This window comes from Natronoarchaeum rubrum (genome assembly GCF_024494695.1).
This window is the reverse complement of record NZ_JANHDP010000002.1, coordinates 1-22,523: the sequence shown is the minus strand read 5'-3', so window position 1 is coordinate 22,523 and position 22,523 is coordinate 1. Positions and strand designations below refer to the sequence as shown.

Genomic DNA, 22,523 nt, shown 5'->3' with positions numbered 1-22,523 from the left:
GCAACCGGTGGATTTGTACCCGACCGTGGAACCCCCACACGTGCAACCGACCGACGCCGTCGCCCCCGCGCTCGCCGACGTGCTCCCGGCGCTCCCCGGGGCGCTGGCCGAAATGAACTCGCTGGAGCGGATCCTGCTGGTGATCGCGATCGCGACCGCCGCCGCCGTCGCGCTCAAGTTGGTCGCGCCGCGGCTCGTCGCGCGCCGGTTCGACGAGGGCGGCGAGTCGCTTCCCGCGATGCTGTTCGACGTGCTGGCGACGCCGATCTACCGCACGCTCCCGTTGACCGGCGTCTACGTCGCCGTCCTGCTGACCGATCTGCCGACGCTGGGGTTCTACCTGCGCGGCGCGACGCTGACGCTGCTCGTGCTGATCTGGTCGATCGCGGCGGTGCGGTTGGGCCGGCGGACGCTGCGGCGGATGAGCGAGGACGCGGCCGTCTCCGACGTCGCGCCGGTGCTGGGAAACGTCTGGACGGCGGTGGTCGTCCTCGCGGCGCTGTTTTCCCTGCTCAACGTCTGGCGCGTCGACGTGACGCCGCTGTTGGCGTCGGCGAGCGTCATCGGGATCGTGATCGGGCTGGCCGCTCAGGACGCCATCGCGAACTTCGTCGGCGGCATCGCGCTGTTCGCCGACGACACGTACAAGCCGGGCGACTTCGTCGTGCTCGACTCCGGCGAGAAAGGAACGGTGGTCGACATCGGGCTTCGGGCGACCACGATCGTGACGCTGGATCGCGTCGAGGTCACCGTCCCCAACGCCGTGCTCAATTCGACGCACGTCACCAACGAGTCGGCGCCCAAGCGCCACAAGCGCATCCGGGTGCCCGTCGGCGTCGCCTACGGCAGCGACCCCGAGCGCGTCGAGGAAGTGCTGCTCGACGCCATGCACGAGGAAGACGAGATCATCGACCATCCCGAGCCCCGCACGCACTTCCGGGAGTTCGGCGACTCGGCTCTGCTCTTCGAGTGCCGCGGGTTCATCCACCATCCTGCCCGCGAGGCCCAGGCCCGCAACGCGCTCAACGAGCGGCTTCATCACCGACTCCGCGAGGCCGACATCGAGATCCCCTACCCCCAGCGGACGCTCTCGTTCGAGGACGAGACCCGGTCGGCGCTCGATCCGGATCTGGCGCCGCCCGACGGCGCCCCGGCGGATCGTGAGAACGAACGGACCGCGGGCGACGCCGAGTGACGGTCGCGACGCACGAAATCGCCGCGGCAGCAAGACGCCGCCGCGACCACGGTCCTTTTTGTCGATTTGCTCCCTTGGATCGGTATGGCAGTCTACGAGAGCGACCTCCCGGGGGTCGGCAAGAAGTTCGAGATCGACCTCGACGGGGAGGCCCAGCTGGTGGTCGTGATTCACAACACCGGCAAGCGCGAGCTGTTCGTCCGCGACTCGCCCGACGCCGACTCCGAGAAGCTGTTCGAGCTCTCGGACAAGCTGGCCCGTCAGGTCGGCACGATCATGGAGGGCGCGTACTTCCAGCCGATCCGCGACGACGAGATCAGCACCGTGCTCGACGACGACACGATCATCGAGTGGGCGAAAGTGACCGACGAGTCCGAACTCGTGGGGACGACGCTCGCCGAGTCGGGAGTCCGCCAGCGCACCGGCGCCTCGATCATCGCCGTCCAGCGCGGCAACGAGACGATCCAGAACCCGCCGCCGGACGTCGAGTTCGAGGCCGACGACACGCTCGTCTCGATCGGCGACCGCGAGAGCCACTCGGAACTCGAACGGCTCGCCGCCGGCGAGGCGACGCTCGACGGTGCGCCGGGCGACGCCGGGACGCCGCCGACGGACGACGAGTTCGTCGACGACGACTCCGCGACCGACGAGCCCTAGATGGCGGCGACGCCGCTGATCGAGATCGGCGCGCTGTTCGTCGGCATCGCGCTCGCCGGCGCCATCGCGCACCGCGCCGGCCAGTCGGTCATCCCCTTCTACATCGTCGGCGGGATGCTCGCCGGCGAGCACGTCCTCGGGCGGCTCGCGCCCCTGGAGCTCGGAATCGGCGACCTCGCGGTGACCCTCCAGCAGCCCTACGTCTCCGAGAGCGAGTTCGTCGAACTCGGCGCCGAACTCGGGATCGTCTTTCTGCTCTTTTTCCTCGGGCTGGAGTTCAGCATCACCCGCCTGCTGGAGAGCCGCGACCGGATCGGCAAAGCGGGGGTCGTCGATCTGGCGATCAACTTCCCCGCCGGCGTCTTGCTCGGCCTCGCGCTGGGCTGGTCGGCGATCGAGGCCGTGTTGCTCGGCGGCATCGTCTACATCTCGTCGAGCGCCGTGATCACCAAATCGCTGATTGATCTGGGGTGGATCGCCAACGACGAGAGCGATCCGATGCTGGGGACGCTCGTGTTCGAGGACCTCTTTATCGCGCTGTACCTCGCGGTCGTCTCGGCGCTCGTCATCGGCGGCGGCGACGTCGGCGCCGCGGCGCTCGACATCGGGATCGCCGTCGGCTTCATCCTCGTTCTGCTGGGGGGCGTGTTCTACGGCTCCGACCTGTTCCAGCGCTACCTCGACACCGACTCGCGGGAGCTGACGGTGCTGCGAACGGTGGCGCTCGTCGTGTTCGTCGCCGGACTCGCGCTACTGCTCGACGTCAGCGAGGCCGTCGCGGCCTTTTTCGTCGGGATGGGATTTTCATCGACCGACCACGTCCACGAGATCGAGGAGCTGTTGATCCCGGTCCGGGATCTGTTCGCGGCGGTGTTTTTCTTCTGGGTCGGACTCGGCACCGACCCGGCGGTGTTCGCCGACCCCGCGCTCGTGGCGGTGCTCGTCCTCGCGGTCGCCGTGACGACGCCCACGAAGCTCGTCAGCGGCTACCTCGGCGGCCGGATCTACGACCTCGACGAGCGCCGGTCGCTTCGGGTCGCGACCGGGATGGTCACGCGCGGGGAGTTCTCCTTGATCATCGCGGCGACGGTCGCCGCCGCCGGTACCGGCCCGGTGATGACCGAGACGATCCCGGACCTCACAGTTGGATACGTGCTCGTGATGAGCATTCTCGGCACCGTGCTGATGCAGTACGCCGACCGGCTGTGGGCTGTCGCGGGGCCGTATCTGGTCGACGCCGCGGAGTGAGAACTGTCCTGTTTCTCTCCCGGCGGATCGACGACTCCGCCCCGGTTGAGTCGCGGTTCGATCCTTGGGAGCCCCCGTCGGTTATTCCGGGTCCAATCGTACTCCCGAATATGGGGGAGCTCGAAACCGAAGAACAAAAATCACGAGCGGAAATTGCGACGTACCTTCGAGATCTGGCCGACCAGCTCGACGGCGGCGGCGACCTGACGCTCGACCTCGGCGGAACGGGCGTGCAGATGTCTCCGACCGAGCCCGTGACGTTCAAACTCGAGGGCGAATCGGACTGGTCCCAGGGGGATACGGAGGCGAAACAGAGTATCGAGTTCGAGCTGGTGTGGTGGCGGGAGGCTGCCACTGCTGAGGAGGGAACCTTAGACGTTCAGGAGTAAGTCCCCGAGCCGGCTACCCAGTCGCACCGGCATTTTCTCTACCGACTGGCACGTGCAGGCTGGCTACCCCTTCCCGACCATCTGATCCTCGTCGTCCCACTCGCGTTTTCGCAGTTCGTACTTCTGGATCTTCCCGGTCGCGGTCTTCGGGATCGCGTCCACGAACTCGATCTCGTGGACGATCTTGTAGTCGGCCAGTTGCTCGCGGGTGAACGCGGTCAGCTCGTCGGCGGTGACGCCGGGATTCTCGGGGTCGCCGTTATCGGGGACGACGAACGCCTTCGGCGTCTCGCCCCACTTCTCCGACGGTGCGGGGATGACCGCCACGTCGCCGACGGCCTCGTGGTCGAACAGCGTGTCCTCCAGTTCGACCGACGAGATGTTCTCGCCGCCGGAGATGATGATGTCTTTCTTGCGGTCCTTGATGGCGATCATGCCGTCCTCGTTGACGACCGCCAGGTCGCCGGTGTGGTACCAGCCTTCGAGGCGGTCGTTGAACGCCGCGTGCGTCTCGTCGGGCTTCTCCCAGTACTCCTCCATGACCTGATTGCCGCGGACGACGACCTCGCCGATGGTGCTGTCGTCGCGGGGGACCTGCTCTCCGTCGTCGTCGACGACGCGGAGATCGGTCCCGAGCGGAGCGACGCCCTGGCGCTGCTTCAGCGAGAAGCGGAGTCCGCCCTCGTCGGGGATCAGCCGGGCGGCGTCCGAGGTGGCGATCAGCGGCCCGGTCTCGGTGGCGCCGTACAGCTGCGTGAACTCCCAGCCGAACTCGTTTTCGACTTCGCGGATCGTCGCGCTCGGCGGGGCGCTGCCGGCGGCGGTCACGCGGACCGGGTTGTCGCCGCTGAACGCCGGGTCGTGCTCGTCGGCGTACTCGCCGAGGATGGTCAGCACGGTCGGCGCGCAACAGAGGAATGAGACGTCCTCATCGTGGATCGCGTCGAAGACGTTTCCGGCGTCGACGCCGCGCGTGCAGACGTGTTTCGCGCCGCGGCCGGTGACGGCGTAGATGTGGCCCCAGCCGTTGACGTGGAACATCGGGAGCGTCCACAGGTAGACGTCGTCGTCGGTGAGGTGGTGGTGGATCGTCACGAGCTGGGCGTGCAGCGACTCCGTCCGGTGGGTCCGACAGACGCCCTTCGGATCACCGGTCGTCCCCGAGGTGTAGTTGATGGTGATAATCTCGTCCTCGGTCATCGCCGGGCGGTCGTAGCCGTCGGGGTCGTCCGCCAGGAACGACTCGAAGTCGAGCCAGTCGCCCTCGACCGGCGCCGGATCGTTCGTCACGAACACCTCGGCGGGAATCTCGTCGCGGATCGCCTCGATCTTGCCGGCGTACTCGTAGTCGGCGTAGACGACGCTCGCCCCCGAGTCCGAGAGAAGGTACTCGTAGTCCGAGGGTTCGAGGCGGTAGTTCAGCGGCACGTGGATCGCGCCACACTGCATCGCCCCGAACGCCGCTTCGAGGTGGTAGTGCGTGTTCGGGTCGAGCACCGCGACGCGGTCGCCCTTCTCGACGCCGCGGGCCTGCAGCGCCGCCGAGAACCGGTCGACGCGCTCGCCGAACTCGTCGTACGTGAACCGCTCGCCGTCCGTCCCCACGACTGCCTCGTAGTCGCCGTAGTACGTTCTGGCCCGGTCGAGGAAGTCTGTCACGAGCAATTGTTTCTTCATTCATGATAGATTCGACTGCCGAACGCACTAAACGTGCGATTACCGGCAATATTTTCATCCTCGACTCCAGAATCAGTCGCAGCCAGCGGCTGAACGCAGTTCAGCCGCTCAACGACGCGCCCGGCGACCGTCAGGCGACCGCGGGCAGGTACGTCACGCCGAACCAGCCCACGAGACCGGCCGCCAGCGGGATCGAGAGGTTGTCGTCGATGACGAACCCGAGAACGCGGGGCTTGACGCCGTCGGCGACCGTCGCGGCCGCGGCCGCGAGCAGCGACGCCGACAGCGTCAGGAACGGCAACGCGACCAGCAGGCAGATGCCGAACATCGTCGCGAGCACGCGCGGGCGCTTGATCGCCCGCAGCTCGTCGCTACCGAGGACGCCGCTGATCGGGTCGCCCAGCGTCAACATCAGCATCGCGGGGATGGCGATGTCGGGCTCCAACAGCAGGACGACGATCGTCAGGCTGAACATGTACAGCGCGTAGCCCGCGGGGTTGTCCTGCTCGTACTCGCGGGTGAGCTTGTCGTAGATCCACCAGTCGAGCCCGAACGAGAGGCGGATCACCTCCAGAATCGCCGCGACGCTGCTGCCGATCAGCAAGAACCACTGGAGGTCCTGCCAGCTGAAGATATCGAGGAGGTAGAACGCGGGCATCCCCGTCCCGCTGATGTGTACGAGGCGGCGCTTGATCTCGTCGGCCATCGCTCGCTACTCCTCCTCGACCGGCTCGCCGTCGACGTCCGCGAACGCGAGGTCGCCCTCGCTGAGCGCCGTCAGCGTCTCGTCGAGATCGTCGACGGGAACGCGGAGCTGCTCGGTCGAATCGCGCTCGCGGACCGTCACGGTGCCGTCTTCGAGCGTCTCGTAGTCGACGGTGACGCAGAACGGCGTGCCGATCTCGTCCTGTCGGCGGTAGCGCCGGCCGATGGCGCCCGAGTCGTCGTAGTTGACCGAGAGGCCGGCCGCCCGCAGCTCCGCGGCGAGGTCGCGGGCGCGCTCGCCCAGCCCCTCCTTGTCCATCAGCGGGAACACGCCGACGGTCGTCGGCGCGACTTCGGCGTCGAGCGAGAGGTAGGTGCGCTCCTCGCCGCCGACCTCGTCCTCGGCGTAGGCGTGATCGAGGATCGTGTAGAGCAGCCGGTCGACGCCGAACGACGGCTCGACGACGTGGGGCGTGATGTGCTCGCCGGACTCGGTCACTTCGTCGACCGAGAAGTCCGTTTTCTCGACCGGAACGGTGTACTCCTCGCCATCGACGTCGACCGTCACGTCCTCGCCCTCGAACGCAGAGCGATCTTCCTCCGCGAGGTCGGCCAGCGCGTCCGCGACCGCCTGGGCCTGCCCGCCGAACTCGGGGCCGAGGTAGCTCATGTCGGGGTCGACCGTCGCGCGCTCGACGGTGACCGGCTCGTCGTACTGCTTGAAGATCGTGAAGTCCTCGTCGGAGTGCTCGGCGTGCTTCGAGAGGTCGTAGTCGCCGCGGTACGCGAAGCCGGCCAGCTCGATCCAGTCCTCATCTAACTCGGCTTCGGCGTCCCAGCAGTCGCTGGCGTAGTGGGCGCGCTCGCCCGCGAGGTGCTGGCGGAACCGGAACCGATCGGCGTCGACGCCGACGCGCTCGTACCACTCCTGGGCGACACCGAGGTAGTAGGCGATCCAGGGGCTCGCGAGCGTGCCGTCGTCGACGGCTTCGCCGATCGTCGTCTCGATCAGCTCGCCGTCCTCGTCTTCCTGCTCGCCGATCGGGTAGAGGCGCACCTCGACGTCTTCGACGCGCGAGAGGTCGGGGTCGTTCTCCTCGGGGTCGACGAACAGTTCGAGCTCGGCCTGCGTGAACTCCCGCGTACGGATGACGGACTTGCGCGGGCTGATCTCGTTCCGGTACGCCTTGCCGATCTGCGTGACGCCGAAGGGGAGCTGGTTGCGGGCGTACTCTTTGAGCAGCGGGAACTCGACGAAGATGCCCTGGGCGGTCTCGGGGCGCAGGTAGCCCGGCGAGGAGTCGCCGGGGCCGATGTTCGTACCGAACATGAGGTTGAAGTCGTCGACCGGCTCGCCCGAGAGGTCCGCGCCGCAGGAGGGACAGACGAGCTGGTGCTCGTCGATCAGGTCCTCGACCTCCTCGATGGCGATCGACTCGGCCTCCTCGATGGCGGTGTTGTCCTCGATCAGGTGGTCGGCGCGGTGGCTCTCGCCACAGTCCGCGCACTCGACGAGCATGTCGTCGAAGCCGTCGAGGTGACCCGACGCCTCGAAGACGGGCTCGGGCATCACCGTCGGCGCGTCGATCTCCTGGTGGCCCTCCCGGACCGCGAAGCGCTCGCGCCAGGCGTCCTCGACGTTCTGCTTGAGTGCGGCGCCCTGCGGGCCGAACGTGTAGAAGCCGGCGACGCCGCCGTACGCGCCCGCCGACGGGAAGAAGTACCCGCGGCGCTTGGCGAGTTCGACGAGCTTCTCGGCCGTGCTCTCACTCATACAGCGCCTCCAGCAGGTCGATGTCGAGCACGATGCCCACGAGGTTGCCGCCCGAGACCAGCGGGATCTGCTCGATGTCGTTGGTGATCATCAGCTGGGCGGCCTTCTGAGCGGTCTTGCCCTCCGAGACGGTGATCAGGTCCTCGGTCATGAACTCGGCGACCGTCCCGGCCGGCAGCTCGACGTTCCGGACGGTCATCGAGCGGCTGCCGACGCCCTTGATCCCTTCCCACATCCAGTCGTCGTCCTGGTCTGCGAAGCTGTTGCCCGTCTCCTCTTCGTCCTCGACGATCTCGGCGACGTTCAACACGTCGACTTCGGTGAGCATGCCGGCCGGCTCGCCGGCCTCGTCGAGTGCGACGGCGTAGGGGACGTTAGCGTAGTTCAGCTCGCGCATCGCGACGGTCAAGGGCGCCCCGGCGAACGTCGTGTTGACGTCTCGCGTTGCGATCCCGCCGACCTCCACGTCGGCGTCGATGTCGCCGGTGGCCAGCGCACGGATCACGTCGGTGATCGTGACGATGCCCTCCAGTTCGCCGTCGACGACGGGGACGCGACGCGCGCCCTCGGTGACCATCAGCTCGGCCAGCTCCTCGATGCCGGCGTCGCGAGTCACGGTCGGGGCCTCTTCCATCAGCAGCGCGAGCTGGTCCTCGTCGGGCTGCTCGATCAGGCTCTCGCGCGAGACCAGACCGCGGTACTCCTCGCCGTCGTCGTTCTGCTTGACGACCGGCACGGAGGAAAATTCGCGGTCCTGCAGGTACTCCAGGGCGTCGTCGCGGCTGCCGGGGAGCTCGACCGTCACGAGCTCTCCTCGCGGCGTCATCGCGTCGGACACATTCATACCACGCGGTACGTCCAAAACCGTCATAAAGGCCGTGCTTCGGCGGTCGCTCTCCGGAGGCGGTCGTCACCCTGACGGAGCGCGGTCGCGAAACCGCTTCGCTCGCGACCGTCGGACCGACCATTTCGGGAGCAGCTCCCGTGAGAGCACGGTGATCTGGAAGATCCTCTCGAGCGTCGGCTCGACGCCGCTGGCGCCGGGGCTTGCGACGAACTTCGGCGTCGAGGTGCCGCTACCGCTCGCGTCCGAGATGTTCTCCGACACCGAAACGTCACTCCGATCCGACGGGTTTATCCATGTGTGAAAGATAATTATGTATATGTCGTCGTCAGGTTACAGCGACACGTCGTGCGGCGCGAGAGAGATCGTCGGCTCCGTCGACGGTGACGGGGACGACGAGCAGTACGTCATCGCCGACATCACGGCGGACGACGCCTGGCTCGCGATGGCGGTAGAGGACGCGCCGTCGCTTCCCTCCTGTCGGTAACTGCCTGCCGTTTTCTCGTTTCTCGATCCGATAGCGACGCCGCCGTCGAACGGCGGCACCATGCCGACCGCCCCGAGAGCGACGCCGAAGCGCGACTGGACCTCGGTGCCCGACTACCACTAGTTTAATATAGCGCTCTTTGATTTATTCGCGGTTCGGCTCGTCGTACACCGACGGATCGGGACTCGGCGCCGACGCCGTCCCGCCGCCGGGCTGCTCGTCGAGGAAGCTAAACTCGCCGCTGCCGTCGGGCGCATCGCCCTGCGTCCAGGGCAGGTCGGGGTCCTCGGGCGGATCCCGGCGCGTCGACATGAACGCGTAGTTGAACTCCTGATTTTCCTGCTCCTGCTGGAAGCTCGCCGGCACCGGCACCGGATCCTCCAGCGTCTCCAGGGCGGCGAGCCACTGGTTCTGGTGCATCGTGTCCCGCGCGATCAGGTACTCCAGCATGTCTTTCATCCCGGGGTCGTCGGTGCGTTCCCACAGTCGCGTCGCGAGCAGGCGCCCGGTGGACTCGGCCATCACGTTGGCGTACATGTCCGCCGCGAGATTTCCGGAGGCGGCGACGTAGTTGCCGTTGAACGGGAACCCGTTGCTGTCGACCGGCATCGCCGACTCGCCCGCCGAGAGGATCTGGCGCGGGCTCTGGCCGGCCATCATCATGCGCATCGCGTCGTCTTGGGCGGCGTCCTCGCGTTCGCTCTCGGAGGCGTTTCGGAGGTTCTTCGTCACCGCCGTCGCGAGCATCTCGATGTGGCCCAGCTCCTCGGTCGCGGTCTCCATCAGCAGCTTGCGGTACTCCTCGTGCTCGGCCGGCGTCGCCCAGGCCTGGAACAGGTACTGCAGGGCGACGCGCATCTCTCCCTCGACGCCGCCGATCGCCTGCTGGAGCTCCTTGGCGAACTGCGGGTCGGGCTCTTCGACTGTCACTTCGTACTGGAGTTCGGGTTCGTGGAAGAACATGGGTATCCCCGCGACAAACATCCACGAAATCCCGAATAAGGGTTCGTTCGATGTATTTACGTGGAATAGAGGCAACTTCTCTGTCGGTTTTGCACGGTAGCGTGCAGACGATCGAGCACCACTCGAAAGGCGGCGTCGCGTCGCCGCCGTTTCCGAGGCGCGGGGCTGCGAGGCGGAGTGAGCGCCGGACGCCGGTGTGCTCGGATTTTTGTACGATGGCGCGCTACGTCGGCGAAATGGCGACCGATCTCGACGACAACCCGTACCTCCGGGATCCGCCGACCGACTTCGAACCGGTCGAGGAGCTTTCGGAGGACGCGGCTCGTGAGCAAGCCGAACAGCTCAGGGAGGCGATCCGCGAGCACGACCGCCGCTACTACGTCGAGGGCGACCCCGCGATCGCCGATCGCACCTACGACGCGCTGTTCGCCCGACTGGAGGCGCTCGAAGCCGAATTCGACCTCGACCTCGCGGACAGCCCCACCCGCAGAGTCGGCGGCGAGCCCGTCGAGTCGTTCGACACCGTCGAGCACGTCGCGCCGATGCTCTCGATCGACCAGAGCGGCGACGCCGAGGACGTCTACGAGTTCGACGAGCGCGTCCGCGGTGAGGTGGGGGCGGTCGACTACGTCTGCGAGCCGAAGTTCGACGGCGTCTCGATCGAGGTCGTCTACGAGGAGGGCCGCATGGTGCGCGCGGCCACCCGCGGTGACGGCCGCGAGGGCGACGTCGTCACCGAGAACGTCCGGACGATCCGGTCGATCCCCCAGCGCCTCGCGGGCGACCCGCCAGACTTCCTCGCGGTCCGGGGCGAAGTGTTCATGCCCCGCGACGCGTTCCAGGCGTACAACCGCGAGCGCGTCGAACGCGGGGACGATCCCTTCGCGAACCCCCGGAACGCCACCGCGGGGACGATCCGCCAGCACGACCCCTCGGTCGTCGCCGATCGGCCCCTCGACTGTTTCTTCTTCGAGGTGCTCGATTCCAGCGACGGCTGGGCGACCCGGTGGGAAGAGGATCAGGCCCTCCCCGAGTTCGGCCTCAAGGTCAACGAGTACACCGAGCGCGTCGATGCGATCGACGAGGCGATCGAGTACCGCGACGCCATGCTCGACCGTCGGGACGACCTGAACTACGAGATCGACGGCGTCGTCGTCAAGGTCGACGGCGCCGAGCAACGCGAGGAACTGGGGTCGACAGCGCGCCACTACCGGTGGGCCTTTGCCTACAAGTTCCCCGCGCGAACCGAGGAGACGACGATCCGCGAGATCGCGGTACAGGTCGGCCGCACCGGCCGACTCACGCCGGTCGCGCTGCTCGATCCGGTCGACGTCGGCGGCGTCACCGTCTCGCGAGCGAGCCTCCACAACCCCGACGAGATCGCCGCGCTCGGCGTCGATATCGGCGACAAAGTGCGCATCGAACGGGCGGGCGACGTGATCCCGCAAGTCGCGGAAGTGGTCGAAGATGGGAGCGACGGCGAGGGCGACGAGGCGCACTTCGAGTTCCCCGACACCTGCCCGGTCTGTTCGAGTCCGGTCGAGCGCGACGGGCCGATGGCGTACTGCACCGGCGGGCTGGCCTGCGACGCCCAGCTGCGCGAGTCGGTGGTCTACTACGGCGGCGACGACGGGCTCGATATCGAGGGGCTGGGCGAGCGCACGGTGCGCCAGTTCCTCGACGAGGGGCTGCTCACCGACAGCGTCGCGGACCTCTACGAGATCGACGCCGACGAGCTGGTCGCCCTGGAGGGCTGGGGCGAGCGTAGCGCCGAGAAGCTGCTCGCGGAACTCGACGCGACGAAGGAGCCGCCCCTTTCCGGCTTCCTCGCCGCGCTGGGTATCCCGCACGTCGGCGCCGCGACGGCCCGCCAGCTCGCCCGCGAGTTCGGCTCGCTCGACGCCGTGATGGAAGCTGACGCCGACGCGCTGGAGGACGTACCGGATGTCGGCCCGATCGTCGCCGAGCAGATCCGCGACTTCTTCGGCTCCGAGGCGAACCGCGCGGTCGTCGCAGACCTGCGCGAGCACGGCGTCGACCCGCAGGACGCCGATATCGAGGGCGGCGACGAACTCGACGGGCTGACGTTCGTGTTCACTGGCAGCCTGCCGAACTACACTCGGAGCGAGGCCCAGGAGCTGATCGAGGATCACGGCGGTTCGGCGACCGGCAGCGTCTCGGGCAACACGGACTACCTCGTCGTCGGCGAGAACCCCGGCCAGACCAAGCGATCGGACGCCGACGCGGAGGGCGTCCCGCAGCTCGACGGCGAGGAAGAATTCGAGGACCTGCTCGAAGAGCGCGGCGTCCTGTAGCGAGTTTCGGGGGCGGCTACAGCCGCTTGCTCCCCGACGCGACCACGTCGAGGCCGGGACTGTAGTAGTACACCGGCTCGGCGTCGGGCTCGGCGAACCCGTGGGCCGACAGCAGCGTGTTCGTCTCGATGTCGGCGTCGGCGGGGTACAGCGTCCAGGGGTCGTGCGCGACGTCCGTGTAGCGGATCGACCCGTCCTGAGCTTCGGTGTAGAACCGGTAGCGCTCGACGAGAAACTCCCCGAAGTCGTCGTCGGGCGCCGCGAACGGCTCGCCGGTCGGCCAGTACGTCCCCTCGTAGTGGACGGGACGGGCGCCCGGATGGCGACGACGGCTGCGAAAGCGAACCCGGCCGTCGGTCACTTCTAGCGAGATCCGGGCGTAGAAGTACGGCAGATGGTGGAAGATCCGGGCGCCGAGGACGCTCGCGACGCCCTGCGCGTCGAGGCTGAAGAAGTAGACGCTGGGGACGCCGTCGCGGGTCACGTACGTTCTGAGGTTGAGTTCGGGCAGTCGGATCCCGAGCGACTCGGGTACGCCTTTCGGTCGCACGGCGACGTTGGTGAACGGCACGACCGAGAGCCACGCCGACCCGTCGTGGGTGTCAGGCGCGAGCCCTTCGGGGAGGTGTGCGTCCATCACGTCCGGATCGACCGGCCAGTTCTCGAACAGAAGGTGGCGCCACCCCATCTCCAGCGGGACGACCATAGGAACTCTAAGCGTTCTGAACGAAAAGCGGCTTCGGCTCGGGCCCGGCGTCGGCGTTCGCTTTGGCTCCGGTGTCGACATCTCCCTCGGCTCGGCGTCGGCATCACGCGGCGGCGACGCCGACGCTCACAGGTCGACGGCGTCGAATCGCCAGAGCCCGAACGTCAGTGGCGCGACGGTCCACAGCGCCAGCACGACCGCGCCGGTCCAGGCGGTCATGTACGGTTCGGCGTACCAGACCGGCGGGTACTCCGTCAGCACGACGTCCCGGAGCACGATCTGGTAGGCGTTGTGCGGGCTGAGCATGAACATGACCGACACCCACTCGGGGAACCCGCCGATCTGGACGACCCACTCGCCGGTCGCGAGGCGCGCCCTGACGGCGTTGGTCGCGAGCACGACCGCGCCCCAGAGCCACTTGAACACCATGTAGTACGCCAGCACCCCGGCGGCGGCTTTCGTCGTCGACCCGGTCGACGCCGAGATCGCGATCGCGACGGCAACGTAGGCGACACCGACCAGTAGCAGCGCCCCGAGGAAGCCGACGTAGCCGACGATCGAGTAGGCGTCGAACGCGACCGCGACGACGCCGAAGCCCGCCGCGAACGCCAGCCCGATCGGGATCGCCAGCACGACCGCGCGCCCGACGAACTTCCCGATCACGACGTCGTCCCGGCTGTGGGGCTGGGAGAGCAACAGCGCGAGGCTCCCGCTCTGGCGCTCGCCGACGATCGCCTTGTAGCCCAGCATCGCGCCGAGGATCGGCACGAACGCCGACGCCGGGCCGAGTGAGGCGACGAAGTTCTGGAACGTCAGGTTGGCCGCCGGGGTGCCGAACAGCCGCGGTGCAGCGACGTAGACGCCCATCAGCGCCAGCGCGATCAGCACCATCGCGCCGGTCAGCGCGTGCAGCACGCGCGAGCGCGCCGCGTCCTTGACCTCTTTCCGGGCGACGACGTTCCAGCTCACGCCGATCCCTCCGTGTACGCTCTGAATAGCTCCTCCAGCGACGCTTCCTCGGTCGAGAAGTCCGATACTGCGACGCCCTCGTCTTCGAGCGTCGACACCACCGCCGACTTCGTTCCGTCGGCGCAGCGGACGACGATCTCGTCGCCGCGGATCTCGGCGCCCGTCACGCCGTCCAACTCGCGGACGGCGTCGACCGCCGCCGGGTCCGCGCGGTCGACCGACACCCGCAGGCGAGCGCCCGATCCGGCGGCCTCGCGCAGCCCCTCGACGCTGTCCTCGGCGACGAGCTCGCCGCCGCGCAAAATGCCGACGCGGTCGCAGACCCCCTCGACCTGATCGAGGATGTGACTGGAGAAAAACACCGTCGCGCCGCGGTCGCGCTCTTCGAGGATCAGTTCGCGCATCGCCCGGGCGCCGTTGGGGTCGAGCCCGGTCGTCGGCTCGTCCAGAATGAGAAGATCGGGATCGCCGACCAGCGCCATCCCGAGCGCGAGGCGCTGGGTCATCCCTTTCGAGTAGTCGCCGGCCTTCCGGTCGGCGGCGTCCGCGATGCCGACCCGTTCTAAAATCGCCTCGGGATCGGCGTCGACCTCGCGGGACTCGCAGGCGAACTCGACGTGCTGGCGTCCCGTGAGCCGATCCCACGGGCTGAAGCCGTCGGGCAGCACGCCGACGCGCTCGCGGACGGCCACCGACTCGGCCTGGCAGTCGAGCCCGAACACCCGAGCGGCGCCCGCGGTCGGCCGCGCGAAGTCGAGCAACACGTTGATCGTCGTCGACTTCCCGGCGCCGTTCGGGCCGAGGAAGCCGTAGATCTCGCCCGCCTCGACGGCGAGGTCGAGATCCGACAGCGCCGTGACGCCGCCGTAGCGCTTCGTCACGCCGTCCAGTTCGATGGCTGCCATGTCGGACGGTTCAGCGCACCGCCGCTTATGTGCTGTGATGAGTCGACGTTCCGAACCCCCAATTGTCCGCAGCTCGCCGGCTCAGAGCTCCTCGTCCGGGTCGTACTGCTCGCGCACGGACGCGACCTCGTCAGCGTAGCGCGCCCGGGTGTCGGCGTCGCGCACGTCCTCCAGTTCGTCGGCGGGGATCTCCCGCGCCGCGGTCACGTCGATCTGGGAGAGGGCGTTGCCCGATAGCTCGCGCTGCTGGTAGCGCTCGCCGCCGGGCGTCGCGTACACGAGCGTGACGAGGTTGCGCTGGTCGAACGATCGCTCGACGAGCCAGCACTGTACCGTTCCGTCGCCGCTCGCCGCTTCGTCCTCGCCGCCGTCGCCCGCCGCATCGTCGGTCATACGTTCGCGTTCGCGCCGCGGCCCCGTAGTCGTCCCGGTCGTCCGACGGCTCCATACGGAGCCCCCGCGGCGAAGCCGTTCGACGCCGCTCGCCCTCTCCTCGGGCCCGTTCGGCCCGGCCACCGCATTTTTACTCTCGCGGTGCGTCCCCCTACAGGGCACAGTTCGGTCACGAAAACGAGTGATGAAATAATACTTCGTGAATGTTTTATGCTATGACAGGTGGTATGAGGACATGAGACGTAGCACGCATATCGCCACTCTCGGATCGCTGGTCGACGCGCCGCTCGCCGACGGCGGCGCGAAACGGTCGGCGACCGACGACTCCGAGAGCGGCGACGGCTCCTCGCACCCGGGGCCGCCGCGGTTCGTGGCGGTCAGCGAGACGATCGAGGATCCCAACGGCAACGACCAGACGGACCGGGACGCGCTGGCGCCGCGCAACCCCGATCCGGACGCCGAGTACTCGTGGTCGGTCGCCGAGTCACCCGAGGGCAGCGACGCCACCGTCGGGGCCGACCCCGTCGTCTCGTTCGACCCCGACGTCCCGGGCGAGTACACGCTCGAACTGGTGGCTCCCGACGGCCGCCACGAGCTGACCGTCCGCGCGTTCCCCGAGGAGAACCCGGACGACCCGGAGAACCCGGACGACCCGCGCCCCCGCGTGGAGATCGACGCCGAGACGATCGGCGATCGCGTGGTGCTGACCGCCGCCGCGACGACGCCGCCGGCCGACGACTCGATCGACCCCGACGTCGACGTGGAGCTGTACGTCGACGACCGTGACAAAGACGCGCTGGTCGACGCCGGCGGTCCGATCGTCGCCTCGGAGATCGACGAACCGGTGCGGATCTACGCCGTCGCCGCCGGACGCCGGTACAGCGTCGCCGACGCGATCCGGCTCGTCCCCGAGGGGGACTCGGTGTCGATCGAACGCCCCCACGACCCGCCGGAGTGGCTCGACGACGCCGTCTTCTACGAGATCTTCACCCGCCGGTTCCCCGACCAGGACGACCCGACGTTCGAGACGATGGCAGAGCGCGTCCCCTACCTCGCCGAGCTCGGCGTCGACGCGCTCTGGATGACCCCCTTCGTCGAGGCCGAGAGCAGCTTCGGCACCGACGCCGAACGCGGCGGCCCCCACGGCTACGACGCGCTGGATTACTTCTCGGTCGACCCCGCGCTCGGGACGATGGAGGAGTTCGAGGCGTTCGTCGACGTCTGTCACGACCACGGCATCAAGGTCGTGTTCGACCTGGTGGTCAACCACACGTCGATCCTCCACCCGCACTTCCAGGCCGCCTCGGATCCCGACCACGAGGACCACGAGCGCTACAGGGACTGGTACCGCTGGGAGGACGAGGACGACCTCGAACCGGACACGTACTTCAACTGGAGCACGATCCCGAACCTGAACTACGAGAACCCCGAGGTCCGGGAGTTCGTGCTCTCGATCGTCGACTTCTGGGCGGACAAGATCGACGGGTTCCGCTGTGACGTCGCTTGGGGCGTCCAGCACTCCTTCTGGAAGGAGGTGTACGACCGCACCACGGCCGATGACGACGAATTCCTCCTGCTCGACGAGTCGGTGCCGTACTTCGCCGACTTCTCGGAGGGCGAGTTCCACATCCACCACGACGACCGGCTCCACGAGGCGCTCGGGATGGCCGCCGACGGCGACGCCGAGGCCGTCCTCGACGCCGTCGAGCGCCGGGCGAACGTCGGCGTCCCCGCCTACCGGCCGTTCCTCCAGTACGTCGAGAACCACGACCTCGATCGCTTCCTCGCCGAGTACGGCCGCGAAGCCCAGATGGCCGCCGGCGCCGCGACGTTCACGCTCCCCGGAAATCCGATGCTGTACTACGGACAGGAGACCGGCCTCGAGGGGTACCGCGACGCGATGAACTGGGGCGAGTTCGACGAGGAGCTCAACGAGTTCTACCGCTCGCTCGTCGACGCCCGCAAGTCGATCCCCGCGCTGGGCAGCGACGCCGGAATCGAACGCATCCCCTACCACTCCGACTCCGATCACGTGCTCGCGTTCTCGCGGGTCGCCGACGACCAGCGCGCGGTCGTCCTGCTCAACTTCGCGGACGGTCCCCGCTCGGTTCGCGTCGGCGACTACGTCGAGACGACCGACCTGCGCACCGGCGAGTCGCTCTCACCGACGACCCACGACGGTTCGCTGGAGTTCGAGGTCGATCGCGTGGTCGTCGTCGAGGCCGACGAGCCGACCCCCGGCGCCGGCCCGACGCCCGCGGACCGTACTGCACGGGACTTCGACGCCGAAGACGGGCTCGCTGCGGTCACCGGTGACGACGCCGACGCGAGCGACTCGGAGTAAGGCGCCCGGATTTTTTCACACTCGCTACCATAAGACAAAATACTGACAAGTATGTCGAAATAATTCATAATGTTTTTATGGACATATTCGAAGTGTGGTATCATGGATCGAAGACAGTACCTCAGCGGCCTGGCAGCGGCGAGCGCACTCGCGGTCACCGGCGTCTCGACCGCGTCCGCGCAGTCGGACGCGATCGCTTCGTGGGACGACGCCACGGGCGACGCGAACGGTCCCGGAAGCTACACGCGCCCGACCGGCGACAACTACTCGGACGCGACCTGGGACATCTCGTCGTTCAGCATCCACTCTGCGGACGGCAACTACCAGTTCAAGCTGACGGTCGACGGGACGATTTCGAACAACTTCCCCCTGGAGAACGGCTTTTCGCACCAGCACATTCAGGTGTACCTGCGGGATCCCAGCGCGAGCAGCGGCGCCAGCGCGGCGCGCGAGGGCGTGAACGCGAACCTCGCGGCGAACTACCAGATCCGGATTCTCGTCGACGGCCAGAACGGCGTCCGCGTGCAGGACGCCGAGGGCAGCGAACTCGCGACCGGCACACCCAGCGTCGAGGGTGATTCGACGATCGTGTTCTCGGTGTCTCAAGACACGATCGGCGACATCGAGTCGATGCACGTCGCACCGCTCATGCTCGGTTTCGACGGCTTCGGCCCCGGCCAGGTTCGGACGGTCGAATCGGAAGCCTCCCAGCACAAGTTCGGCGGCGAGGAGAACGAGAACGCGTCAAACGTGATCGATCTGATCACGCCCGACGGGACGAGCCAGAGCGACGCGCTCGCGTACTCCAGCGACTCCGTGGCGACGATTCCGTACCTCTCGGTCAGCGGCGATAGTTCGGGCGGCGGTAGTTCTGACGGAGGTAGTTCGGACGACGGAAGCTCCGATGACGGAAGTTCCGACGATGGGAGCTCCGATGACGGGAGTTCCGACGATGGCAGCTCAGACGATGGGAGCTCGGACGACGGAAGCTCCGATGATGGGAGTTCCGACGATGGCGGCTCCGACGGTGATAGCTCCGACGGCGGGAGTTCGGACGACAGCGGTTCCGACGACGGGAGCAGTTCCGACGAGGACAGCGGCCTCCCCGGATTCGGCATCGGCGTCGGCCTTCTCGGTGCAGCCGGCGGTGCGCTCGCGGCGCGACGCCGCGGCGAGGCGGACGACGACGAAGCCTGATTCCCGCGCGGTCCGTCCGTAGTGCGCGTTTCGGCTGCTACAACTCGTTCTCGATCATTGCTCGAACGCTATCTCGGCGAGTAGCGGCGTCTCGGCTCCTTTTTCGAACGGTTTCGGCTGCGTCCATCGAATCGACGCGAACCGGTGCCGACTAATTATCTATCGTATAGTGCTATACGAAATCTTCCTACGGCCACAACCACGTGCCGCCTGAGCGCGACGCCGGAGCGGTGCCCGCAGGTTCGCTTCGACCGACTGGGCACTACTCCGGAAACCGTGGGGACTGATTACTGTACTCCGCGGTACCGCCGTCTCGTCGAGTAGCCCGTCCCGAGCAGTGCAGCGGAGATGAGCCCGATCAGGAGCGCGAACGCGGCGTCCCCCTATCGGATCGGCGTACGTGCAGATCACGTCTATGGACGGCTCGGTAGCCCACGCCTCGTGTAGACGAGACCAGCATCGCACTCACGATCGACCGTACTGCTGTCCAGTATCGAACGCCCGCTCGACCGGTCCGCGATGGCACGACACCGAGCGCGACGAGCGGGTCGGTGACGAGGCTGAACGTGAATGAGTTCACCCGGGTCGATCAGCCTGCTGTGTTCCCTCGGATGATGTGGTCGACGTGCTGTGCTATCCGAGTGTACAATATACGCCCGCGCGGTGAGCGACCATCGGTTCGCGTTCGGGTCGTCCATGCTTCTGAATCGGTGGGCGATGGGAGTGGCTCTGATCAGCAGTTGGGATCGTCGGGGATCCTCGCGACGGCTGCTCCGCCGCCCATCGCCCGCAAAGCAGTGAGAGATGGCTGTCGTGCGACCACGGCCGATCGAGCGTAGCGCGATCCGACAGCTCCGATTCTATATCGCACAATCTCCGAGGATAGAATTGATGCGTACCTTCCTTTTCGTGGGAATAGAACCGAACTAATTGGTGGTGATATTGTCAGATATTATGTACTGATACTAAGACTGTCTTTGACAGCGTCGTCTGGTGACTACGCCCGCTAACACTTCCCATTTGACATCCTTGCGGCCGTCCCGTCTGACCTTCGCGAGCGCATTGACCAAGACACGCGCAACCGCGAACTACTGGAGGAACTCCATAGCCACGACGTGATCTGCAAGCACATCCTGAACTTTGCGCATCTCTCTGACGACGAGAGGGACGTGATCGGCGGCGCTCACACGGCGAGGGGATGCTGCTGCACGATTACGACGACGAACTCGCGCAGATCGTCAAGCGGGGAGAGATCGCCGGCACCTTTTCCCGGAGATGTTCGACGGTGAAAATAGGAGATAACTGGGCGATCAGATCAAGCACCTGCGAGAACTTATCGCTGAACGAGCGAGTCGCAGTAGCGAATGAGTTGGGTTTCGGTGAGGATCGGCTCTATAAGATCATCCACGACGGGATGGGGGAACTACGACAAGAACTGCTGAGGAGAAATATAATGGCACTTATCATACATGTGTGATTAGTACTCTTGAGTAGCACTCCCGAACAGCATCTAATTCAATGGCCTTTTATATGGGTGGTGCTTCCGATGTTGATGTGAACGCGTCGCCGCCCACACGAGGGCGGAGACAAGAGATGAGGATTCCACCCCTGTGGTCCGCCGTACAGATGGGATCTGATGTTAGCCTTGGTAGTTCGGTGATACCCAACCGACTGATGGTTTGGTGATCACCGATCTACGGACCCATGCAATAGACAATCGTGGTCCCTGACGGGGACCACACATTATGGTGTTGCTCCCCTTTGGGGAGCATCCCGCCCACCGCCTCCCACCAGGGAGGCACATTCCGGTTGATCCTGCCGGAGGCCATTGCTATGGGGATCCGATTTAGCCATGCTAGTCGCACGAGTTTAGACTCGTGGCAGATAGCTCAGTAACACGTGGCCAAACTACCCTCTGGACGGGAATATCCTCGGGAAACTGAGGCCAATACCTGATATCACTTCACTCCTGGAATGGATGGAGAGTCAAACGCTCCGGCGCCAGAGGCTGTGGCTGCGGCCGATTAGGTAGACGGTGGGGTAACGGCCCACCGTGCCAGTAATCGGTACGGGTTGTGAGAGCAAGAGCCCGGAGACGGTATCTGAGACAAGATACCGGGCCCTACGGGGCGCAGCAGGCGCGAAACCTTTACACTGCACGACAGTGCGATAAGGGGATCCCCAGTGCGAGGGCATACAGTCCTCGCTTTTCACCACCGTACGATGGTGGTGGAACAAGAGCTGGGCAAGACCGGTGCCAGCCGCCGCGGTAATACCGGCAGCTCGAGTGATGGCCGTTCTTATTGGGCCTAAAGCGTCCGTAGCCGGCCACGCAAGTTCGTCGGGAAATCCACGCGCTCAACGCGTGGGCGTCCGGCGAAACCTGCGTGGCTTGGGACCAGACGACCCAGAGGGTACGGCCGGGGTAGGAGTGAAATCCTGTAATCCCGGCCGGACCACCGGTGGCGAAAGCGCTCTGGGAGGATGGATCCGACGGTGAGGGACGAAAGCCAAGGTCACGAACCGGATTAGATACCCGGGTAGTCTTGGCCGTAAACGATGTCCGTTAGGTGCGGCGTAGGCTACGAGCCTGCGCTGTGCCGCAGTGAAGACGCTAAACGGACCGCCTGGGAAGTACGTCCGCAAGGATGAAACTTAAAGGAATTGGCGGGGGAGCACTACAACCGGAGGAGCCTGCGGTTTAATTGGACTCAACGCCGGACATCTCACCAGCATCGACAATGTGCAGTGACAGTCAGTGTGATGAGCTTACTAGAGCCATTGAGAGGAGGTGCATGGCCGCCGTCAGCTCGTACCGTGAGGCATCCTGTTAAGTCAGGCAACGAGCGAGACCCGCATCCTTAATTGCCAGCACTGGCGCGAGCCAGGTGGGTACATTAGGGAGACTGCCGTGGCCAACACGGAGGAAGGAACGGGCAACGGTAGGTCAGTATGCCCCGAATGTGCTGGGCGACACGCGGGCTACAATGGCCGAGACAGTGGGACGCAACCCCGAGAGGGGACGCTAATCTCCGAAACTCGGTCGTAGTTCGGATTGAGGGCTGAAACTCGCCCTCATGAAGCTGGATTCGGTAGTAATCGCCACTCAGAAGGTGGCGGTGAATACGTCCCTGCTCCTTGCACACACCGCCCGTCAAAGCACCCGAGTGGGGTCCGGATGAGGCTCGGTTCCCGAGTCGAATCTGGGCTCCGCAAGGGGGCTTAAGTCGTAACAAGGTAGCCGTAGGGGAATCTGCGGCTGGATCACCTCCTACAGACCGGGACCAGGCCGACGCGCCTGGCCCACTCGTAGGACTCGTCCGTCACTGGACGAGAATCCCAAGTCCCGTTCTTCGAGCGGGCACCTAAGTCCTGCTTTCATAGCAGGCAGCTATGCATGGTCCGTGATCGGCTATCGCTCGCTCTCGTTCGGTTGGGCACCTTTGAACTATCAAGGCTACACTCCTCCTGTGACGGAGGGTAGACCCATAGCTCAGTGGTAGAGCACCTCCTTTAGATGGAGGGTGCCCTGGGTTCGGATCCCAGGTGGGTCTCTGTTCGCGGGTTCATTGTCTCGGATCGTTTCCCTTAAGTGGGATAGGCCCGGACGAATGAATCCGAACAAATTGATGCACCATCCCGTGCGAGCGCGGATGGGAAGGGTCGATACCGCCCCAGACCACCGGGCGGTAGATGAAGACCGCGTGTACGTGCGATCCAGACGTCCACTGGACTCATTCATCGAAGACGACACC

General features: G+C 66.2%; 19 protein-coding genes, 1 tRNA gene and 1 rRNA gene. 11 read left to right on the top strand and 10 right to left on the bottom strand.

Features of this window, described 5'->3' with window-relative positions; translation table 11 throughout:
* Window positions 1–40 precede the first annotated feature (40 nt).
* The 4 genes from NO931_RS04335 (at window position 41) to NO931_RS04320 (ending at window position 3,489) form a co-directional block, all read left to right on the top strand.
* Window positions 41–1,195: a mechanosensitive ion channel family protein gene (locus NO931_RS04335; RefSeq protein ID WP_256391414.1), complete on the top strand. Its 1,155-nt coding sequence runs from the start codon at window positions 41–43 to the stop codon at window positions 1,193–1,195.
* Between the two features lie 84 nt (window positions 1,196–1,279).
* Window positions 1,280–1,852 carry a cation:proton antiporter regulatory subunit gene (locus tag NO931_RS04330; RefSeq protein ID WP_256391413.1) on the top strand — a complete coding sequence of 191 codons (573 nt, stop codon included), beginning with the start codon at window positions 1,280–1,282 and terminating at the stop codon, window positions 1,850–1,852.
* Window positions 1,853–3,100: a cation:proton antiporter gene (locus NO931_RS04325; RefSeq protein WP_256391412.1), complete on the top strand. Its 1,248-nt coding sequence runs from the start codon at window positions 1,853–1,855 to the stop codon at window positions 3,098–3,100. It abuts the gene before it with no gap.
* Between the two features lie 110 nt (window positions 3,101–3,210).
* Window positions 3,211–3,489 carry an amphi-Trp domain-containing protein gene (locus NO931_RS04320; protein ID WP_256391411.1) on the top strand — a complete coding sequence of 93 codons (279 nt, stop codon included), beginning with the start codon at window positions 3,211–3,213 and terminating at the stop codon, window positions 3,487–3,489.
* A 63-nt stretch (window positions 3,490–3,552) separates the two neighbouring features.
* On the opposite strand, the gene NO931_RS04315 is transcribed toward NO931_RS04320, so the two are convergent.
* The 5 genes from NO931_RS04315 to NO931_RS04295 all read right to left on the bottom strand — a co-directional run bounded on the left by NO931_RS04315 (window position 3,553) and on the right by NO931_RS04295 (window position 8,753).
* The gene (locus NO931_RS04315; protein WP_256391410.1) at window positions 3,553–5,166 is read right to left on the bottom strand and encodes a long-chain-fatty-acid--CoA ligase; all 1,614 of its coding nucleotides are present in this window, start codon (window positions 5,164–5,166) and stop codon (window positions 3,553–3,555) included.
* Between the two features lie 130 nt (window positions 5,167–5,296).
* A complete protein-coding gene (locus NO931_RS04310; protein WP_256391409.1) occupies window positions 5,297–5,872 on the bottom strand; it encodes a diacylglycerol/polyprenol kinase family protein in 576 nt (191 codons plus the stop codon).
* A gap of 6 nt (window positions 5,873–5,878) precedes the next feature.
* On the bottom strand, window positions 5,879–7,645 hold the full coding sequence (gene glyS / locus NO931_RS04305; protein WP_256391408.1) for a glycine--tRNA ligase: 1,767 nt from the start codon (window positions 7,643–7,645) through the stop codon (window positions 5,879–5,881).
* On the bottom strand, window positions 7,638–8,489 hold the full coding sequence (locus NO931_RS04300) for a CBS domain-containing protein (protein WP_256391407.1): 852 nt from the start codon (window positions 8,487–8,489) through the stop codon (window positions 7,638–7,640). Before NO931_RS04300 ends, glyS begins: the two co-directional genes overlap by 8 nt.
* A gap of 66 nt (window positions 8,490–8,555) precedes the next feature.
* The gene (locus tag NO931_RS04295) at window positions 8,556–8,753 is read right to left on the bottom strand and encodes a hypothetical protein (protein ID WP_256391406.1); all 198 of its coding nucleotides are present in this window, start codon (window positions 8,751–8,753) and stop codon (window positions 8,556–8,558) included.
* A 55-nt stretch (window positions 8,754–8,808) separates the two neighbouring features.
* Here NO931_RS04295 and NO931_RS04290 point away from each other — a divergent pair, with 55 nt between their 5' ends.
* Entirely contained in the window at window positions 8,809–8,976 is a 168-nt protein-coding gene (locus NO931_RS04290) for a DUF7556 family protein (protein WP_256391405.1), read from the top strand.
* 144 nt (window positions 8,977–9,120) lie between these two features.
* Here the strand turns inward: NO931_RS04290 and NO931_RS04285 are convergent, their stop codons facing one another.
* Window positions 9,121–9,939 (bottom strand): manganese catalase, encoded by an 819-nt coding sequence (locus tag NO931_RS04285; protein WP_256391404.1) that lies wholly within the window; start codon window positions 9,937–9,939, stop codon window positions 9,121–9,123.
* Window positions 9,940–10,175: 236 nt separating this feature from the next.
* Between NO931_RS04285 and ligA the strand changes: the two genes are divergently transcribed.
* Entirely contained in the window at window positions 10,176–12,254 is a 2,079-nt protein-coding gene (gene ligA, locus NO931_RS04280) for an NAD-dependent DNA ligase LigA (RefSeq protein WP_256391403.1), read from the top strand.
* Between the two features lie 16 nt (window positions 12,255–12,270).
* Here ligA and NO931_RS04275 read toward each other — a convergent pair whose 3' ends face one another.
* The 4 genes from NO931_RS04275 to NO931_RS04260 form a co-directional block, all read right to left on the bottom strand.
* Window positions 12,271–12,960 carry a YqjF family protein gene (locus NO931_RS04275; protein WP_256391402.1) on the bottom strand — a complete coding sequence of 230 codons (690 nt, stop codon included), beginning with the start codon at window positions 12,958–12,960 and terminating at the stop codon, window positions 12,271–12,273.
* A 126-nt stretch (window positions 12,961–13,086) separates the two neighbouring features.
* The gene (locus tag NO931_RS04270) at window positions 13,087–13,929 is read right to left on the bottom strand and encodes an ABC transporter permease subunit (protein ID WP_256391401.1); all 843 of its coding nucleotides are present in this window, start codon (window positions 13,927–13,929) and stop codon (window positions 13,087–13,089) included.
* Window positions 13,926–14,834 carry an ABC transporter ATP-binding protein gene (locus tag NO931_RS04265; RefSeq protein WP_256391400.1) on the bottom strand — a complete coding sequence of 303 codons (909 nt, stop codon included), beginning with the start codon at window positions 14,832–14,834 and terminating at the stop codon, window positions 13,926–13,928. Before NO931_RS04265 ends, NO931_RS04270 begins: the two co-directional genes overlap by 4 nt.
* 81 nt (window positions 14,835–14,915) lie before the next feature.
* On the bottom strand, window positions 14,916–15,227 hold the full coding sequence (locus tag NO931_RS04260) for a DUF7967 family protein (RefSeq protein WP_256391399.1): 312 nt from the start codon (window positions 15,225–15,227) through the stop codon (window positions 14,916–14,918).
* A gap of 235 nt (window positions 15,228–15,462) precedes the next feature.
* Here NO931_RS04260 and NO931_RS04255 point away from each other — a divergent pair, with 235 nt between their 5' ends.
* The 5 genes from NO931_RS04255 (at window position 15,463) to NO931_RS04235 (ending at window position 22,323) form a co-directional block, all read left to right on the top strand.
* Window positions 15,463–17,571: an alpha-amylase family glycosyl hydrolase gene (locus tag NO931_RS04255; protein ID WP_256391398.1), complete on the top strand. Its 2,109-nt coding sequence runs from the start codon at window positions 15,463–15,465 to the stop codon at window positions 17,569–17,571.
* Window positions 17,572–17,673: 102 nt separating this feature from the next.
* Window positions 17,674–18,768: a glucodextranase DOMON-like domain-containing protein gene (locus tag NO931_RS04250; protein ID WP_256391397.1), complete on the top strand. Its 1,095-nt coding sequence runs from the start codon at window positions 17,674–17,676 to the stop codon at window positions 18,766–18,768.
* Window positions 18,769–19,966: 1,198 nt separating this feature from the next.
* A complete protein-coding gene (locus tag NO931_RS04245; protein ID WP_256391396.1) occupies window positions 19,967–20,245 on the top strand; it encodes a hypothetical protein in 279 nt (92 codons plus the stop codon).
* Window positions 20,246–20,570: 325 nt separating this feature from the next.
* Window positions 20,571–22,041, top strand: a 16S ribosomal RNA gene (locus tag NO931_RS04240).
* A 209-nt stretch (window positions 22,042–22,250) separates the two neighbouring features.
* A tRNA-Leu gene (locus tag NO931_RS04235) sits at window positions 22,251–22,323 on the top strand.
* Window positions 22,324–22,523 lie beyond the last annotated feature (200 nt).

What these genes read in the sequence shown, in the direction of transcription:
- NO931_RS04245 (WP_256391396.1), top strand. Translation starts at nt 19,967, where the DNA reads ATGCTGCTGCACGATTACGACGACGAACTCGCGCAGATCGTCAAGCGG.
- NO931_RS04315 (WP_256391410.1), bottom strand. Translation starts at nt 5,166, where the DNA reads ATGAAGAAACAATTGCTCGTGACAGACTTCCTCGACCGGGCCAGAACG.
- NO931_RS04300 (WP_256391407.1), bottom strand. Translation starts at nt 8,489, where the DNA reads ATGAATGTGTCCGACGCGATGACGCCGCGAGGAGAGCTCGTGACGGTC.
- glyS (WP_256391408.1), bottom strand. Translation starts at nt 7,645, where the DNA reads ATGAGTGAGAGCACGGCCGAGAAGCTCGTCGAACTCGCCAAGCGCCGC.
- NO931_RS04310 (WP_256391409.1), bottom strand. Translation starts at nt 5,872, where the DNA reads ATGGCCGACGAGATCAAGCGCCGCCTCGTACACATCAGCGGGACGGGG.
- NO931_RS04265 (WP_256391400.1), bottom strand. Translation starts at nt 14,834, where the DNA reads ATGGCAGCCATCGAACTGGACGGCGTGACGAAGCGCTACGGCGGCGTC.
- NO931_RS04325 (WP_256391412.1), top strand. Translation starts at nt 1,853, where the DNA reads ATGGCGGCGACGCCGCTGATCGAGATCGGCGCGCTGTTCGTCGGCATC.
- ligA (WP_256391403.1), top strand. Translation starts at nt 10,176, where the DNA reads ATGGCGACCGATCTCGACGACAACCCGTACCTCCGGGATCCGCCGACC.
- NO931_RS04250 (WP_256391397.1), top strand. Translation starts at nt 17,674, where the DNA reads ATGGATCGAAGACAGTACCTCAGCGGCCTGGCAGCGGCGAGCGCACTC.
- NO931_RS04275 (WP_256391402.1), bottom strand. Translation starts at nt 12,960, where the DNA reads ATGGTCGTCCCGCTGGAGATGGGGTGGCGCCACCTTCTGTTCGAGAAC.
- NO931_RS04290 (WP_256391405.1), top strand. Translation starts at nt 8,809, where the DNA reads ATGTCGTCGTCAGGTTACAGCGACACGTCGTGCGGCGCGAGAGAGATC.
- NO931_RS04330 (WP_256391413.1), top strand. Translation starts at nt 1,280, where the DNA reads ATGGCAGTCTACGAGAGCGACCTCCCGGGGGTCGGCAAGAAGTTCGAG.
- NO931_RS04320 (WP_256391411.1), top strand. Translation starts at nt 3,211, where the DNA reads ATGGGGGAGCTCGAAACCGAAGAACAAAAATCACGAGCGGAAATTGCG.
- NO931_RS04260 (WP_256391399.1), bottom strand. Translation starts at nt 15,227, where the DNA reads ATGACCGACGATGCGGCGGGCGACGGCGGCGAGGACGAAGCGGCGAGC.
- NO931_RS04255 (WP_256391398.1), top strand. Translation starts at nt 15,463, where the DNA reads ATGAGACGTAGCACGCATATCGCCACTCTCGGATCGCTGGTCGACGCG.
- NO931_RS04285 (WP_256391404.1), bottom strand. Translation starts at nt 9,939, where the DNA reads ATGTTCTTCCACGAACCCGAACTCCAGTACGAAGTGACAGTCGAAGAG.